The sequence below is a fragment of the Methylobacterium sp. J-030 genome (assembly GCF_022829545.1).
Lineage (GTDB): Bacteria > Pseudomonadota > Alphaproteobacteria > Rhizobiales > Beijerinckiaceae > Methylobacterium.
This window is the reverse complement of the sequence record NZ_JAKSYM010000239.1, coordinates 27,001-41,100: the sequence shown is the minus strand read 5'-3', so window position 1 is coordinate 41,100 and position 14,100 is coordinate 27,001. Positions and strand designations below refer to the sequence as shown.

Below are 14,100 nucleotides of genomic sequence, written 5' to 3'. Positions count from 1 at the left end.
GCCCGACCCTCAGGCCGCCGCACCGCCCTCCGGCTCCAGATAATCCGCCACCGGCTGGGCCGGCCCATTGCGCATCAGCACGTAGAGGAACGGCACCAGCAGCAGCGTCGCCGGGGTCGCGAAGGCGATGCCGCCCATCACGGCGCGGGCGAGCGCCGCGTTCTGCTCGCCGCCCTCGCCGGTGCCGAGCGCCATCGGGATCAGCCCCAGGAACATCGCCGAGGCGGTCATCAGCACCGGGCGCAGCCGCGTCTCGCCCGCGGTGATCGCCGCCTCCAAGGCGCTGCAGCCCGTCGCCTCCCGATGCTCCTTGGCGAAGGTGACGAGCAGGATCGAGTTCGCCGAGGCGATGCCCACCGACATGATCGCCCCGAAGATCGACGGGATCGAGAAGGCGGTCCCGGTGATGAACAGCGCGAAGGTGATGCCGCAGAAGGCCATCGGCAGCGCCGCGATCACCACGAACGGGTCGCCCCAGCTCTGATAGTTCACCGCCATCAGGAGGTAGACGGCGATCAGCGCGACGCCGAGGCCGATCTCCAGGCGGAAGAAGGCCGAGCGCATGTTCTCGATCTGCCCGCGCACGGCGATCTTGTCGGGCGCTTCGAGATTCTTCTGCTCGTCCTGCATGATCGCGTCGATGTCGCGGGCGACCGCGCCGAGGTCGCGGTCCTGCACCGCGGCGTAGATGTCGAAGGTCGGCTGGATGTTGACGTGGCTGATCATGGTCTGCGTCGGCGTCCGGCGCAGGTCGGCGAGGCTGGAGAGCAGCGTCAGCACTCCGGGGCCGGAGCTGGACGTCGCGGCCGCGCGCACGAACATCGGCGTGTTGCGCAGGTCGGTGAGCGAGCTGTTGCGGTATTCGGGCGTCTGCACCCAAAGCTGGTAGGGGATGCCGGTCTTCGGATCGGGCCAGAAGTTCGGCGTGACCTGATAGCTGCCGGACAGCGAGATGTTCATGTTCTGCGCCACCTGCTGCTCGGTGAGCCCGAGTTCCGAGGCGAGGCGCCGGTCGACATCGACGTAGAATTGCGGCTCGTTGACGATCTGCTGCAGGTGGACGTCGACGAGGCCCTTGGTGTGCTTCAGCCGCTGGACGATGCGCTGAGCGACCTCCAGATCCTTCTCCGGGTGCCGGCCGGAGACCTGCACGTCGATCGGGGTGATGACGCCGAAGTTCAGGATCTGGGTGATCATGTCGGCGGGCTGGAAATACACGGTCACGTCGGGGAAGCGCTTCATCAGCACCGCGCGCAGGCGCTTCGTGTAGCCCGCCACCGAGCCGTGGCCCTCCTTGAGGCTGATCAGCATCTGGCCGTCGTTGTAGGAGACGAACGACCCGTCCGAGAACGCGAAGTTGTAGTTGTTCGACGGCAGACCGATATTGTCGAGGATCTGGTCGATCTCGCCTGCCGGGATGACCTCGCGGACCATGTCCTCCACGTCGGCGAAGACCTGCCGGGTGGTCTCGATGCGCATGCCGGTGCGGGTGCGCAGATGCATGGTCATCTGGCTTGCCTCGATCTGCGGGAAGTAATCCTGCCCGACGAAGACGAACAGCACGCCCGTCATCCCGAGCACACCACCGACCACGCCGAGCGTGACGATCCGGTGGCGCAGCACCACGTGCAGGAGCCCGACATAGCCCCGGTGAAACCGCGTGAAGCCGCGCTCGAAGGCGCCGTGGATCCGGCCGGCGAGCCGCATCACGGGCGCCCCGATGACGCCGACGGCGCGGGCGATGCGGCCCCGCCGGGGCGACTCATGCTGGTCCCGGTCCTTGGCGTGCTTCTGGCGGTATTCCGGCGCCACGATCACGTCGATCAGCAGCGGCACCAGGGTCCGCGACAGCAGGTAGGAGGTCAGCATCGCGAACACGACCGCGAGGGCCTGCGGCGTGAACAGGTATTTCGGCGTGTCGGTGAGCGCGAACACCGCCGTGAAGGCCGCGCAGATCGCCAGCGTCGAGATCAGCGCCGGCTTGGCGATGCCGGCGGCGCCGTGGACCACGCTCTCGCGGAATTCCTCGCCCTCCTCGAACAGCCGGTAGGTGTTCTCGATCGCCACCGTGGCATCGTCCACCAGGATGCCGACCGCGAGCGCGAGGCCGCCGAGCGTCATCACGTTGATGGTCTCGCCGAGCGCCGCCAGCACAGCCAGCGAGGTCATGACGCAGAGCGGGATCGAGATCAGCACGATGATGGTCGAGCGCCAGGAGCCGAGGAACAGGAGGATCGCGAGCCCGGTCAGGGCCGCCGCGGTCAGCGCCTCGTGCAGCACGCCCTCGATCGCGTTCGAGACGAAGACCGACTGGTCGAACAGCTGCTTGATCGACAGCCCGTCGGGCGCGGCGGCCCGGATCGTCGGCATCGCGGCCTTGACGTTGTTGACGACGTTCAGCGTCGAAGCGGTGCCGTTCTTGATGATCTGCATCAGCACGGCCTGCTGGCCGTCGGCGCTGACCACGTTGACCTGCGGCGGCCCGCCGTCGCGGACATAGGCCACGTCGCGCATCAGCACGGGCTGGCCGGCCACCACCTTGATCGGCGCGAGGTTGAGGGTCTCGATCGAGGGCGGGGTGGCGTTGAGCTGGACCGGGTATTGCTGCTCGCCGATCTTGGCGAGGCCGGACGGCACCGTCAGGTTCTGGGCCGTCATGGCGTTGGTGACGTCGAGCGGCGTCAGACCGAGCGCCTGGAGGGCGTTGAGGTCGAGATCGACCATGATCTGCCGCGGCGCGCCGCCGAACGGCGACGGCAGGGTCGAGCCCGGGACCTGCGCGAGCGTCTGGCGGATCCGGTACTGGGCGTAGTCGTAGACCTCGTTGAGGCTCTGCTTGGCCGAGGTCAGGGCGAGCTGGATCACCGGCACCGAGGAGGCCGAGTAGCGCACGATCACCGGCGGCTGCGTGCCGGGGGGCATCACGGCGCGGATCGAGTTGGTCGAGGAGACCACCTGGGCGATCGCGAGATCGAGGCTCACGGACGGGTCGAAGTAGATCCGCTGTACCGCCGTGCCCTGGAGGGTGGTCGATTCCGCGCGGCGGATGTTGTTGACGTTGTTGGAGATGCCGTATTCGGCATAGGTTGTGATGCGCTGTTCCATTTCCGGCGCCGACAGGCCGGTATAGGTCCAGACGACCACGACCACCGGGATGTCGACGACCGGCAGCACGTCCTTGGGCATGACCACGATGGCGCCGATGCCGCCGAGCATCATCAGCACCGCGAGCACGTAGGTCGTGATCCGGAACTTGAGGGCGTAGAGGACGAGGCCCATGCGGTCTCCGTCGGCCGGCGGCGAGCCAGACGCTTCGCATCGCGTGCCGGCGTATCGGACACCCGAAATGATTCGCTATCATGTCCGACCGGGCAAGGATCGCGCCGAGTCGCCGCAGGGTTGTCGTCTATCCCGGGGATTTGGGCGGGCGGATCAGCTCCGGGGCCGCCCAGCCCGCGGCGTCGCCGAGGGGCGCCCGCGCGCCGGACGGCGCCGGCTCAACCGCCGCCCGCGCCGGGATCGCGGCGATCCGCTCCAGGATGTCGGCGCGGGCGGCTTCGCCCCCGCGGGCTCGGTGCAGGCCGGCGGGCTGCCCGGCAGGTGCACGATCCGGCTCTCGGCCGTCGCGCCGTCGCGCCGTCGCGCGCCGCGACGGCCACACATGGAACGGACCCGTTCCCGATCGATTCAGCGCAGCAACGCCGTCTTGTCGACCTGCAGCGCCGCCGCGATCTCATCCAGCGCCTTGTGCTCGACCGCGCTGATCCCGTCGATATCGGCCACGTCGGCACCGATCAGGAACACGTCCTGGCGCTGATCGATCGGCCGCTCCGCGATGGCGCCGACGAGGCGCAGGTTCTCAAGGCGGCCGGCGCGCGTCTTGGCCCGGGCGATCGCCTCGTAGAGTTCCTGCTCGACCCGCAGGGTGTCGTAGGATTTTTCGAGGATCGGGTTGGCGCGGATCCCGCTGATCGCCGACTCGATCTCCTCCTCGGCCACGTCGCCGTCCGCCACGATGACGTTGGCGGCGGAGGAGACCGCGGCCTGCAGGAAGACCGCGTCGCCCGCATACGACATGATCGTGCGGCCGAACCGAAGGATGGCGTCCTGGAAAATGCTCATGCCGACCTCCTGTCTGGTCGGAGATGGCGGATATTGTGGCGGCCGAGTCAAGCTCCGGCCGAGCTTAAGGGCGGGGATGGCGCCGTCAGGTGGCGGGTTCGTGGCCCGGCCAGTCCCGCCCGAGATGGGCCGCCACCCGGGCCGGATCGTCGCCCACCGCCGCCACCGCGGCCTCGACCTGCTCCACCGGCACCATGAACCGGCGCGCCCAGTAGGCCCGCTCCCAGGCATGGGCGACGTTCACGGCCCGGGGCTCGGTCGGTTCCTGCGCGCTCTCGTCGGCCATTGGCCCTCCGCGTCTCGCGAGGGCTGATGACCCCCGGCGTGACAAACGCCGGTCGGGCTCGATCGGGTCCGGATCAGCAGCAGCGAAATCCCGAGGTGTTGCCCACCCCGAAGCGGGCATTCTCGCGATTGCGAAAGAACTCCACCTCGGTCATCGGCGCCCGGTCGGGGTGGGTGCGGCGGATATGCTCGGCATAGGCCGCGTAATCCCCCTGCCCCACCATCAGCCGGGCGCCGTCGCAGACGCATTTGGACAGCGTCCGGATGCGGTCCCGCAGGTTCGGCTGCTGCAGCATGGCGCGCCCTACTCCGCCGCGGCCAAGCGCGGCTCGGTCTCCAGCGCGGTCCAGCGATCGGCGCGCCACGCCTTCAGGCAGGCGGCGATGCCGAAGCCCGCGATGGCCACGACGAGGGCGATGAACAGGGCCGCCAGCACCGCGTCGATCCGGTCGTTGAGGATGATCTGGCTCATCTGGTCGGCATTCTTGGCCGGGGCCAGGATCTTGCCCTCGGCCGCGGCGGCGGCGTAGCGCTCGGCATGGGCCAGGAACCCGATCTTTGGGTCGGCGGACATGATCTTCTGCCAGCCGGCCGTGAGGGTGCACAGGCACAGCCACGCGGTCGGGAGGATGGTCACGAACGCGTAGCGCTCGCGCTTCATCTTGAAGATCACCACCGTGCACAGCGTCAGGGCCACCGCGGCCAGCATCTGGTTCGAGATGCCGAACAGCGGCCAGAGGGTGTTGATGCCCCCCAGCGGGTCGGTCACGCCCTGGTACAGGAAGTAGCCCCAGGCGCCCACCGAGATGGCGGTGGCGGCGATGCTCGGGCCCCACGACGTGGTGTTCTTGAACGACGGCACCGCCAGCGCGACGAGGTCCTGCACCATGAATCGGCAGGCGCGCGTGCCCGCATCCACGGCCGTGAGGATGAACAAAGCCTCGAACAGGATCGCGAAGTGGTACCAGAAGGCCATCATCGCCTTGCCGCCGATGGCCGACGAGATGATGTGGGCCATGCCGACCGCGAGCGTCGGCGCGCCGCCGGCCCGGGAGATGATCGTGCGCTCGCCGACATCGGCGGCGGTCTGGGTGATGATGTCGGGCGTCGTGGTGAAGCCGAGCTTGGTCACGGCGGCGGCCGCCGACTCCGGCGTGGTGCCGATGAGGGCGGCCGGCGAGTTCATGGTGAAATAGACGCCCGGGTCGATCACGCAGGCCGAGACCAGCGCCATGATGGCCACGAAGGATTCCATCAGCATGCCGCCATAGCCGATGAAGCGGGCATCGGCCTCGCTGGCGATCAGCTTTGGGGTGGTGCCCGACGCGATCAGCGCGTGGAAGCCCGAGACCGCGCCGCAGGCGATGGTGATGAACAGGAACGGGAACAGGCTGCCGGCCCAGACCGGCCCGGTGCCGTCCACGAACTTGGTGACCGCCGGCATCTGCACATGCGGAGCGACGACGGCGATGCCGAGCGCCAGCCCCACGATGGTGCCGATCTTGAGGAAGGTCGACAGGTAGTCGCGCGGGGCGAGCAGCAGCCAGACCGGCAGGATCGAGGCCACGAAGCCGTAGCCGATCAGCATCCAGCAGAGCTGCGGGCCCGTGAAGGTGAAGGCCGGGCCCCAGACCGGGCTCGCCGCCACGGAGCCGCCGGCCACGATCGCCAGCATCAGCAGCACGAAGCCGAGGATCGAGACCTCGCCGATCTTTCCGGGGCGGATATAGCGGGAATAGACGCCCATCAGCATGGCGATCGGGATCGTCGACATCACCGTGAAGGTGCCCCAGGGGCTCTCGGCCAGCGCCTTGACGACGATCAGCGCCAGCACGGCGAGCAGGATCACCATGATCAGGAAGGTGCCGAACAGGGCGATGATGCCCGGCACGGTGCCGAGCTCGGCCCGGATCAGCTCGCCGAGCGAGCGCCCGTCCCGGCGCATCGACACGAACAGGACCATGAAGTCCTGGACGGCGCCGGCCAGCACCACGCCGGCCAGGATCCAGAGCATGCCGGGCAGGTAGCCCATCTGGGCAGCCAGCACCGGGCCGACCAGCGGCCCCGCCCCGGCGATCGCCGCGAAATGGTGGCCGAACAGAACGCTGCGGTTGGTCGGTACGTAGTCGAGCCCGTCATTGTGGCGCATGGCCGGCGTCACGCGCTTGGGATCGAGGCGCATCACCTTGTCGGCGATGAACTGGGAATAGTAGCGGTAGGCGATCAGGTAGACGCAGACCGCCGCGACCACGATCCAGAGGGCATTGATCGTCTCGCCCCGCTGGCTCGCCACGATCGCCAGCGCCGCGGCGCCGAGCGCGCCCACGAGGGCCCATGGCCCATGCCTGCCGAGCGCCGTACCCATCTGTCCCCTCCCGGATCGCCGCCTCGAACTCGGAGGACCCGCGAGGCCCCCCGGCCGGGATTCGTGGATCCCGTGCGACAGGTCCGGTTTATCCTATTCACCTCCCGTTGACGCAAGCGATCCGAACTGTGATGCAGCGCTTGAGACCGCACGATAATCGCCCCGTGTAACAGCGGACATTCGTGACGGACCAGTCTTCCGCAGACGGGCCGAACCATGGAAACCCGACGCCGCTCGCCGCTGATGTGGCTCCTGCTGCTGCCCTTCCTGGGACTCCTGTGGGTGCCGTTCTACAACCAACACGACCCGGTCCTGCTCGGCTTCCCGTTCTTCTACTGGTATCAGCTGGCGTGGGTGCCGCTGACCTCCATCATCCTCTACGTCGTCTACCGGACCGTGCGCGATGACCGCTGATCTCGATATCCCGGCCCTGTCGGTCTTCGTCTTCTTCTTCCTGCTGGTGACCGTGATGGGCTTCGTGGCCGCGCGCTGGCGCCGGCCCGAGACACTCGCCCACCTCGACGAGTGGGGTCTCGGCGGGCGCCAGTTCGGCACCTGGATCACGTGGTTCCTGATCGGCGGCGACTTCTACACCGCCTATACGGTCATCGCGGTGCCGGCGCTGGTCTACGCGGTCGGCGCCTACGGGTTCTTCGCCCTGCCCTACACGATCATCGTCTACCCGTTCGTGTTCGCGGTGATGCCGGTCCTGTGGCAGGCCGCCAAGGACAAGGGCTACGTCACGGCGGGCGACGTCGTGTACGGCACCTACGGCTCGCGCACGCTCGAACTCGCGGTGGCAATCACCGGCGTGATCGCCACCATGCCGTACATCGCGCTCCAGCTCATCGGCATGGAGGTGGCCATCAAGGCGCTGGGCCTGCACGGCGAGATCCCGCTGATCCTCGCCTTCCTGGTGCTGGCCTTCTACACCTACTCGTCGGGCCTGCGGGCGCCGGCGCTGATCGCCTTCGTCAAGGACATCATGATCTACGTCGTGGTGCTGGTGGCGGTGGCGATCGTGCCCTCGAAGCTCGGCGGCTACGGCGCGGTGTTCGACGCGGCCGACGCCGCCTTCAAGGCCAAGGGCTCGGGCGGCACCCTGCTGAGCCCGGCGCAGATCCTGCCCTACGCCTCCCTGGCGCTGGGCTCGGCGCTCGCGGCCTTCATGTACCCGCACACGCTCACCGGCATCTTCGCGTCGTCCGGCGGCAACACGATCCGCAAGAACGCGGTGCTGCTGCCGGCCTACACGCTGCTGCTCGGCCTGCTCGCGATGCTCGGCTACATGGGCCACGCCGCCGGCCTCAAGGTGACCAGCAACAACGACGTGGTGCCGGCCCTGTTCAAGACCCTGTTCCCGGGCTGGTTCGCGGGCTTCGCCTTCGCGGCGATCGCGATCGGCGCCCTGGTGCCGGCGGCGGTGATGTCGATCGGCGCGGCCAACCTGTTCTCGCGCAACGTCTGGAAGGCCTACGTCAACCCGAACGTCAGCCCGTCCGGCGAGGCGCAGGTCGCCAAGATCACCTCGATGCTGGTCAAGATCGGCGCGCTGGTGGCGATCCTGGTGCTGCCGACGCAGTTCGCCCTCGATCTGCAATTGCTCGGCGGCCTGTGGATCCTGCAGACCCTGCCGGCCCTGGTGTTCGGCCTCTACGTCTCGTGGTTCCGGGCCCCGGCGCTGCTGGCGGGCTGGGCGGTGGGCTTCGTGGCCGGCAGCCTGATCGCGTGGTCGGACGGGCTGAAGCCCCTGCACACGCTCACCTTCGGCGACACGAAGCTCACGCTGTATACCGGGCTCCTGGCGCTCGCCGTGAACATCGTGGTGGCGGTGGTCGTGAACGCGGCGCTGACGCTCGGCGGCCGGAACCCGGCCGTCGCGGCCGGGCGCTGAGCCCCCCGGAACCCTGTTGAGGAGAACACGATGGCGAAGGTCGCATTCCTGGGCCTCGGCGTGATGGGCGGCCCGATGGCGGGCCACCTCGCCAAGAAGGGGGCCCACGACGTCACTGTCTACAACCGCACCACCCCGAAAGCGGAGGCCTGGGTGAAGACCTATGGCGGCGCCTCCGCGGCGACGCCCCGGCAGGCCGTCGAGGGCGCCGAGATCGTGTTCGCCTGCGTCGGCAACGACGACGACCTGCGCAGCGTCGTCCTGGGCGAGGACGGGGCGCTCGCCGGCATGAAGCCCGGCGCGATCTTCGTGGATCACACCACGGCCTCGGCCGAAGTCGCCCGGGAACTCGCCGCCGCCGCCGAAGCCAAGGGGGTGGGCTTCATCGACGCGCCGGTCTCCGGCGGTCAGGCGGGCGCCGAGAACGGCGTGCTCACCGTGATGTGCGGCGGCGACGCGGCGACCTACGCCAAGGTGGAGGGCGCGATCGGATCCTACGCCCGGGCCTGCCGCCTGATGGGCCCGGCGGGCGCTGGCCAGCTCACCAAGATGGTCAATCAGATCTGCATCGCCGGTCTGGTCCAGGGCCTGTCCGAGGGCGTCCACTTCGCCAAGCGGGCCGGCCTGGATGTCGAGGCGGTGCTCGACGTGATCTCCAAGGGCGCCGCCGGCTCCTGGCAGATGGAGAACCGCGGCAAGACCATGAACCAGGGCAAGTTCGACTTCGGCTTCGCGGTCGACTGGATGCGCAAGGATCTCGGGATCCTGCTCGACGAGGCCCGCCGCAACGGCGCGAAGCTCCCGGTCTCGGCGCTGGTCGATCAGTTCTACGCCGAGGTCCAGGCCATGGGCGGCAAGCGCTGGGACACGTCGAGCCTGGTGGCGCGACTGGAGCGCTGAGGGTTCGTTTCGCGCGTTGCGAAACGGCCCCCGCTGCGTCTCCCTCGCCCCTCTGCGGGAGAGGGTGGCCCGCGAAGCGGGTCGGGAGAGGGGAGCGACGGCGCAGAACAAAGCTCTGCCCCTCATGAAAGGCGCGCCTTTTCCGGAGCCCGCGCTCCCCTCTCCCGACCCCTGCTGACGCAGAGGGCACTCATTGGGCCACCCTCCCCCGCAGAGGGGGGAGGGAGAGATGCGGTAAGCTCACAGCGCGCTCTGAGCCACCTCCGGATCCATCCACCGCCAGCCCTCCCCCATCTGGTGGCGGAACCACGTGAGCTGGCGCTTGGCGTAGGCGCGCGTATCCGCCTGCCCCCGGACGATCGCGTCCTCAAGGCTGATCGCCCCGTCGAGATGGGCGATCAGGCCCGGCACGCCGTGGGCGCGCATCACCGGCAGCAGCGGATCGAGTTTTCGCGACCGCAGGCGGGCGACCTCGTCCAGCGCGCCCGCCGCGATCATCGCCCGGAAGCGGGCATCGATCCGGGCGCGCAGCACCGCGCGATCGGGCGCCAGGAAGATTTTTTTGAGAGGCCACCCGGCCAGGGGGCCAGGCACCGGGTCCCCGTAAAAGCTGGCGATCGGCCGGCCCGTGGCAAAAAAAATCTCGAGGGCGCGCATCACCCGCATCCGGTCGCTCGGGCGCAGGCGGGCCGCACCCTCAGGGTCGCGCCGGGCGAGGTCGGCGTGCAGCGCCTCGGTCGGGCGCCCCTCGGCCTCCTCCCGCACCCGCGCGCGCACCGCCTCGGGCACGGGCGGCAGCTCCGAAAACCCCTGCTCCAGCGCCCGGAAATACAGGCCGGTGCCGCCGACGAAGACCGGCAACCGCCCGTCGAGGGTCGCGAGCAGCGCCGCCGCGTCGCGGGAAAAGTGCCCCAGCGAATAATTCACGGCGCCGTCGACATGGCCGTAGAGCCGGTGGGGCACCCGGGCCTCCTCGTCCGGGTCGGGCCGGGCGGTCAGGCGGCGCAGATCGGCGTAGACCTGCATGGAATCGGTGTTGATCACCACGCCGCCGTGACGCTCCGCCAGCCGAGCGGCAAGCGCCGACTTGCCCGACGCGGTGGGCCCTGCGATGAGGATCGCCGCCGGGCGCCCCCCGGCCTCTCGGTCTGGCAAGGCGAACCTCCACGATGCTGGTCGCGGTTCTGATAGCAAACCCGGATCGGCCGTCCATCACCGACGCGGTCTTGGCCGAAGCGCGCGCCGTACTGCGAACGGAACACCAGCCCCGGATCCTGCACGGGGAGGTCGCGGCCGAACTGTTGGTATCGGGCGAACCTTCGGACGCCCTGTCCCTGACGGAGACGCTGCGGACGGCCTTTTCCGACGAGCCGATCGACCTCGCCGTGCTCCCCGCCGACGCCCACCGGCGCAAGCGCCTGTTCCTGGCCGACATGGACTCGACCATGATCGAGCAGGAATGCATCGACGAGCTCGCCGGGACGCTCGGCCTCAAGGACCACGTGGCGGCGATCACAGAGCGCGCGATGCGCGGCGAGATCGCCTTCGAGCCGGCGCTCCGCGAACGCGTGGCGCTGCTGAAGGACATCCCGGTCGGGGCGGTCGACGGGTTGATCGCCGAGCGGTTGAGCCTCACGCCGGGCGGACCCACGCTGGTGCGGACCATGCGGGCACACGGCGCTCAGACCTGCCTCGTCTCGGGGGGCTTCACCCTGTTCACCGGCCCGATCGCCGCGATGATCGGCTTCCACGAGCACCGGTCCAACGTGCTCGGCGTGTCGGACGGCCGCCTGACCGGGACCGTCGAGGATCCGATCGTCGGCAAGGCTGAGAAGCGCGCCACGCTGATCGAATTGCGGGGCACCCTCGGCCTCAGCCCCGCCGACACGCTCGCGGTGGGCGACGGCGCCAATGACCTCGACATGCTGGCCGAAGCCGGCCTCGGCGTGGCGTTCCGGGCCAAGCCGGCCGTGGCCGCCGCGGCGCAGGTCCGCATCGAGCATGGCGACCTCACCGCGCTCCTGTACCTCCAGGGCTACACGGCGGCGGAGCTCGTCGCTTAAGCGCTCAGTGGATGGTCCGGGTCAGGGCGACCACGGCGCCCAGCACCGCCAGCGTCTGAAAGCCGATCGCGCCGACGAGCCAGCGTACTGTCTCGACCTTGGCGGAGGCGATGGCGCCTTTCACGGTTTCGATGTCGGCCTTGGTCTCAAGTCGCAGACCATCGATGTCGGCCTTCGTAGATAGGCGCAGGGCTTCGATATCAGAGCTGGTCGATAGGCGCAGGGTCTCGATATCCGACTTGGTCGACAGACGCAGGGCCTCGATGTCCGAGCTGGTTGACAGGCGCAGGGCCTCGATATCCGACTCGGTCGACAGGCGCAGGGCTTCGATATCAGAGCTGGTCGATAGGCGCAGGGCCTCGATGTCCGACTTGGTTGATTGGCGAAGATTATCGAAGTCCGCTTTGGTTGATACGCGAAGGGATTCGATATCTGCCTGGGTTGTGAGCCGAAGGGCCTCGATATCGGCGCGCGTTTGAATCTTGAGGGCTTCGATATCCCCGCGGACGATCTGTATATCCGCCTGCACGTCGCGGATATCGGCCTTCGTGGCAAGGTTGCTGTCGAGGCACATCGACCAAGGCATCCGCCAAGCCCTCGGCCTGCTCGGGCGACAGCTTCGCCTTCTCGCGCAGGGCGCGGGCGAACTTCAGGGTATCGAAGGCGACGGCCGTCATAGGTCCAGGATCGTCCGAGCCGCACCGACTCGCCGTGCCAGTGTGACCGCCCGCGGCCCCGCGTCAATGCGCAGTCCAGATGACAGAAAGGCCGCCGCTCCTCGCGAAGCGACGGCCTGAGATCGTTCGTACGACGATACCGCTCAGTCCAGCCCGAGCGCCACGAACCGCACGTCGCCGGTGGCGCTCGCCACCAGCAGCAGCACCGACTTGCGCCCGTCCTTCTTCAGGGCATCGATCCGCTTGGTCACATCGGCCGGCGTGTTCACCGCCTCCTGGCCGACCTCCACGATCACCTCGCCGGGCTGGATCCGCTTGTCGGCCGCCGTCGAGTTCGGATCAACGCGGGTGACGACCACGCCCTTCACGGTGTCCTTGATCGAATACTTCTTGCGCAGATCGTCGGTCATGCCGGAGAGGTTGAGGCCCAGCGCCTGACGGGTCGCGCTCTCGGGCTCCGGCTGGCGCAGGTTGGCGAGCTGCGGCTTGTCGCTATCCTCCAGGCGGCCGAGGGTGACGGGCTTCGTCACCTCCTCGCCCTTGCGCATCACGAGCACGTCGACCTTCTGGCCCACCGGCGTCGAGGCCACGATCCGTGGCAGGTCGCCGGACGCCTTCACGGGGGCGCCGTTGAACTTCAGGATCACGTCGCCGACCTCGATGCCGGCGGCCTTGGCCGGGCCCTTCTCGTCGACTCCGGCCACCAGGGCGCCGCGCGCGCCGCCCTTGAGGTTCAGCGCCTCGGCGGCGGCGTCGTCGACGTTCTGGATGCGCACGCCGAGCCAGCCGCGGCGGACCTCGCCGTAATCGCGCAACTGGTCGATCACGGGCTTGGCCGTGTCCGACGGCACCGCGAAGCCGATGCCCACCGAGCCGCCGGTAGGCGATAGAATCGCCGTGTTGATGCCGATCACCTCGCCGTCCATGTTGAACAGCGGACCGCCCGAATTGCCCTTGTTGATGGCCGCGTCGGTCTGGATGTAGTTGTCGTAGGGGCCGGACTCGATGTTCCGGCCGCGAGCCGAGACGATGCCGGCCGAGACCGACCCGCCAAGGCCGAACGGATTGCCGATGGCGATGACCCAGTCGCCCGGCCGCATCTTGTCGGAATCGCCGAACGGCACAGCCTTCAGCGGATGATCGGCCGGGGGCTTCACCTTCAGCACCGCGAGGTCGATCTTCGAATCCTTGCCGACGATCTCGGCCTTCAGCTTGGTGCCGTCGTGCAGGATGACCTGGATGTCGTTGGCGTCGCCGATGACGTGGTTGTTGGTCACCACGAGCCCGGCGGAATCGATGATGAAGCCGGAGCCGAGGGAGTTCGACTTGCGCTGCTGGCGCGGCGCGTCGTTGTCGCCCCGTTCGCCGCCGCCGCGGCCCCCGCGGCGGTTGAAGAACTCCTCGAACAGATCCTCGAACGGGGTGCCGGGTGGAACCTGCGGCCCGGCGCGGCCGGCCCGGGCCTCGACCGTAGTGGAGGCCGAGATGTTCACAACCGCGTCGGTGACCTGATCGGTGAGGTCGGCGAGCGAGGCCGGGCCTTTGGCGAAGGCCGGGACCGGCAGCGCCGCGGTTGCCACGGACGCGCCGACGAGGATTGCCGCCATCAGGCCGCGGGCGCGGGAGCGAGGCTGCGCCTGGGCGCGGCCGAAGGGCGCCACGGAGGCGCGCGCGACGGGGTACATGATCGACCTCTTCAAGACCGCGTTTCCGGCTCCGCGGATCCCCGACCGGCGATCGGGGTCCGCGTGTTGTCGCACAAGGTAGTCCCCGGGGGCCGGGGCGCCAACACGC

12 protein-coding genes are annotated in these 14,100 nt (G+C 68.9%); 4 read left to right on the top strand and 8 right to left on the bottom strand.

Annotated features, from left to right (window positions below; translation table 11 throughout):
- Positions 1-9 precede the first annotated feature (9 nt).
- The 5 genes from MKK75_RS17510 to MKK75_RS17490 form a co-directional block, all read right to left on the bottom strand.
- Complete coding sequence (locus tag MKK75_RS17510) at positions 10-3,279, bottom strand: efflux RND transporter permease subunit (protein ID WP_244043814.1); 3,270 nt, start codon at positions 3,277-3,279, stop codon at positions 10-12.
- Positions 3,280-3,687: 408 nt separating this feature from the next.
- Positions 3,688-4,122 (bottom strand): tellurite resistance TerB family protein, encoded by a 435-nt coding sequence (locus tag MKK75_RS17505; RefSeq protein WP_244043813.1) that lies wholly within the window; start codon positions 4,120-4,122, stop codon positions 3,688-3,690.
- A gap of 85 nt (positions 4,123-4,207) precedes the next feature.
- The gene (locus tag MKK75_RS17500) at positions 4,208-4,408 is read right to left on the bottom strand and encodes a DUF3606 domain-containing protein (RefSeq protein ID WP_244043812.1); all 201 of its coding nucleotides are present in this window, start codon (positions 4,406-4,408) and stop codon (positions 4,208-4,210) included.
- Positions 4,409-4,481: 73 nt separating this feature from the next.
- Positions 4,482-4,703, bottom strand: coding sequence for a YbdD/YjiX family protein (locus tag MKK75_RS17495; RefSeq protein WP_244043811.1), 222 nt, complete (start codon positions 4,701-4,703; stop codon positions 4,482-4,484).
- A gap of 8 nt (positions 4,704-4,711) precedes the next feature.
- Positions 4,712-6,772: a carbon starvation CstA family protein gene (locus tag MKK75_RS17490; RefSeq protein ID WP_244043810.1), complete on the bottom strand. Its 2,061-nt coding sequence runs from the start codon at positions 6,770-6,772 to the stop codon at positions 4,712-4,714.
- Positions 6,773-6,988: 216 nt separating this feature from the next.
- On the opposite strand from MKK75_RS17490, the gene MKK75_RS17485 reads away from it, so the two are divergent.
- Genes MKK75_RS17485 through MKK75_RS17475 form a run of 3 tightly spaced genes read left to right on the top strand, consistent with a single transcriptional unit; the run spans position 6,989 to position 9,566 of the window.
- Complete coding sequence (locus MKK75_RS17485; RefSeq protein WP_244043809.1) at positions 6,989-7,186, top strand: DUF3311 domain-containing protein; 198 nt, start codon at positions 6,989-6,991, stop codon at positions 7,184-7,186.
- Positions 7,176-8,666 (top strand): monocarboxylate uptake permease MctP, encoded by a 1,491-nt coding sequence (mctP, locus tag MKK75_RS17480; RefSeq protein WP_244043808.1) that lies wholly within the window; start codon positions 7,176-7,178, stop codon positions 8,664-8,666. Before MKK75_RS17485 ends, mctP begins: the two co-directional genes overlap by 11 nt.
- Positions 8,667-8,696: 30 nt before the next feature.
- A complete protein-coding gene (locus MKK75_RS17475; RefSeq protein ID WP_244043807.1) occupies positions 8,697-9,566 on the top strand; it encodes an NAD(P)-dependent oxidoreductase in 870 nt (289 codons plus the stop codon).
- A 240-nt stretch (positions 9,567-9,806) separates the two neighbouring features.
- Here MKK75_RS17475 and miaA read toward each other — a convergent pair whose 3' ends face one another.
- Positions 9,807-10,721: a tRNA (adenosine(37)-N6)-dimethylallyltransferase MiaA gene (miaA, locus tag MKK75_RS17470; protein ID WP_244043806.1), complete on the bottom strand. Its 915-nt coding sequence runs from the start codon at positions 10,719-10,721 to the stop codon at positions 9,807-9,809.
- 14 nt (positions 10,722-10,735) lie between these two features.
- On the opposite strand from miaA, the gene serB reads away from it, so the two are divergent.
- On the top strand, positions 10,736-11,629 hold the full coding sequence (gene serB / locus MKK75_RS17465; protein ID WP_244043805.1) for a phosphoserine phosphatase SerB: 894 nt from the start codon (positions 10,736-10,738) through the stop codon (positions 11,627-11,629).
- A 4-nt stretch (positions 11,630-11,633) separates the two neighbouring features.
- On the opposite strand, the gene MKK75_RS17460 is transcribed toward serB, so the two are convergent.
- Both MKK75_RS17460 and MKK75_RS17455 read right to left on the bottom strand, forming a co-directional pair.
- Positions 11,634-12,203, bottom strand: a complete 570-nt coding sequence (locus tag MKK75_RS17460) for a CCDC90 family protein (RefSeq protein ID WP_244043804.1) — start codon at positions 12,201-12,203, stop codon at positions 11,634-11,636.
- 246 nt (positions 12,204-12,449) lie between these two features.
- On the bottom strand, positions 12,450-13,991 hold the full coding sequence (locus MKK75_RS17455) for a DegQ family serine endoprotease (RefSeq protein ID WP_244043803.1): 1,542 nt from the start codon (positions 13,989-13,991) through the stop codon (positions 12,450-12,452).
- Positions 13,992-14,100 lie beyond the last annotated feature (109 nt).

Coding starts and splice junctions, on each gene's coding strand:
- MKK75_RS17500 (WP_244043812.1), bottom strand. CDS start 4,408: ATGGCCGACGAGAGCGCGCAGGAACCGACCGAGCCCCGGGCCGTGAAC.
- MKK75_RS17490 (WP_244043810.1), bottom strand. CDS start 6,772: ATGGGTACGGCGCTCGGCAGGCATGGGCCATGGGCCCTCGTGGGCGCG.
- MKK75_RS17495 (WP_244043811.1), bottom strand. CDS start 4,703: ATGCTGCAGCAGCCGAACCTGCGGGACCGCATCCGGACGCTGTCCAAA.
- serB (WP_244043805.1), top strand. CDS start 10,736: ATGCTGGTCGCGGTTCTGATAGCAAACCCGGATCGGCCGTCCATCACC.
- MKK75_RS17510 (WP_244043814.1), bottom strand. CDS start 3,279: ATGGGCCTCGTCCTCTACGCCCTCAAGTTCCGGATCACGACCTACGTG.
- mctP (WP_244043808.1), top strand. CDS start 7,176: ATGACCGCTGATCTCGATATCCCGGCCCTGTCGGTCTTCGTCTTCTTC.
- MKK75_RS17460 (WP_244043804.1), bottom strand. CDS start 12,203: ATGTGCCTCGACAGCAACCTTGCCACGAAGGCCGATATCCGCGACGTG.
- MKK75_RS17505 (WP_244043813.1), bottom strand. CDS start 4,122: ATGAGCATTTTCCAGGACGCCATCCTTCGGTTCGGCCGCACGATCATG.
- MKK75_RS17485 (WP_244043809.1), top strand. CDS start 6,989: ATGGAAACCCGACGCCGCTCGCCGCTGATGTGGCTCCTGCTGCTGCCC.
- MKK75_RS17455 (WP_244043803.1), bottom strand. CDS start 13,991: ATGTACCCCGTCGCGCGCGCCTCCGTGGCGCCCTTCGGCCGCGCCCAG.
- MKK75_RS17475 (WP_244043807.1), top strand. CDS start 8,697: ATGGCGAAGGTCGCATTCCTGGGCCTCGGCGTGATGGGCGGCCCGATG.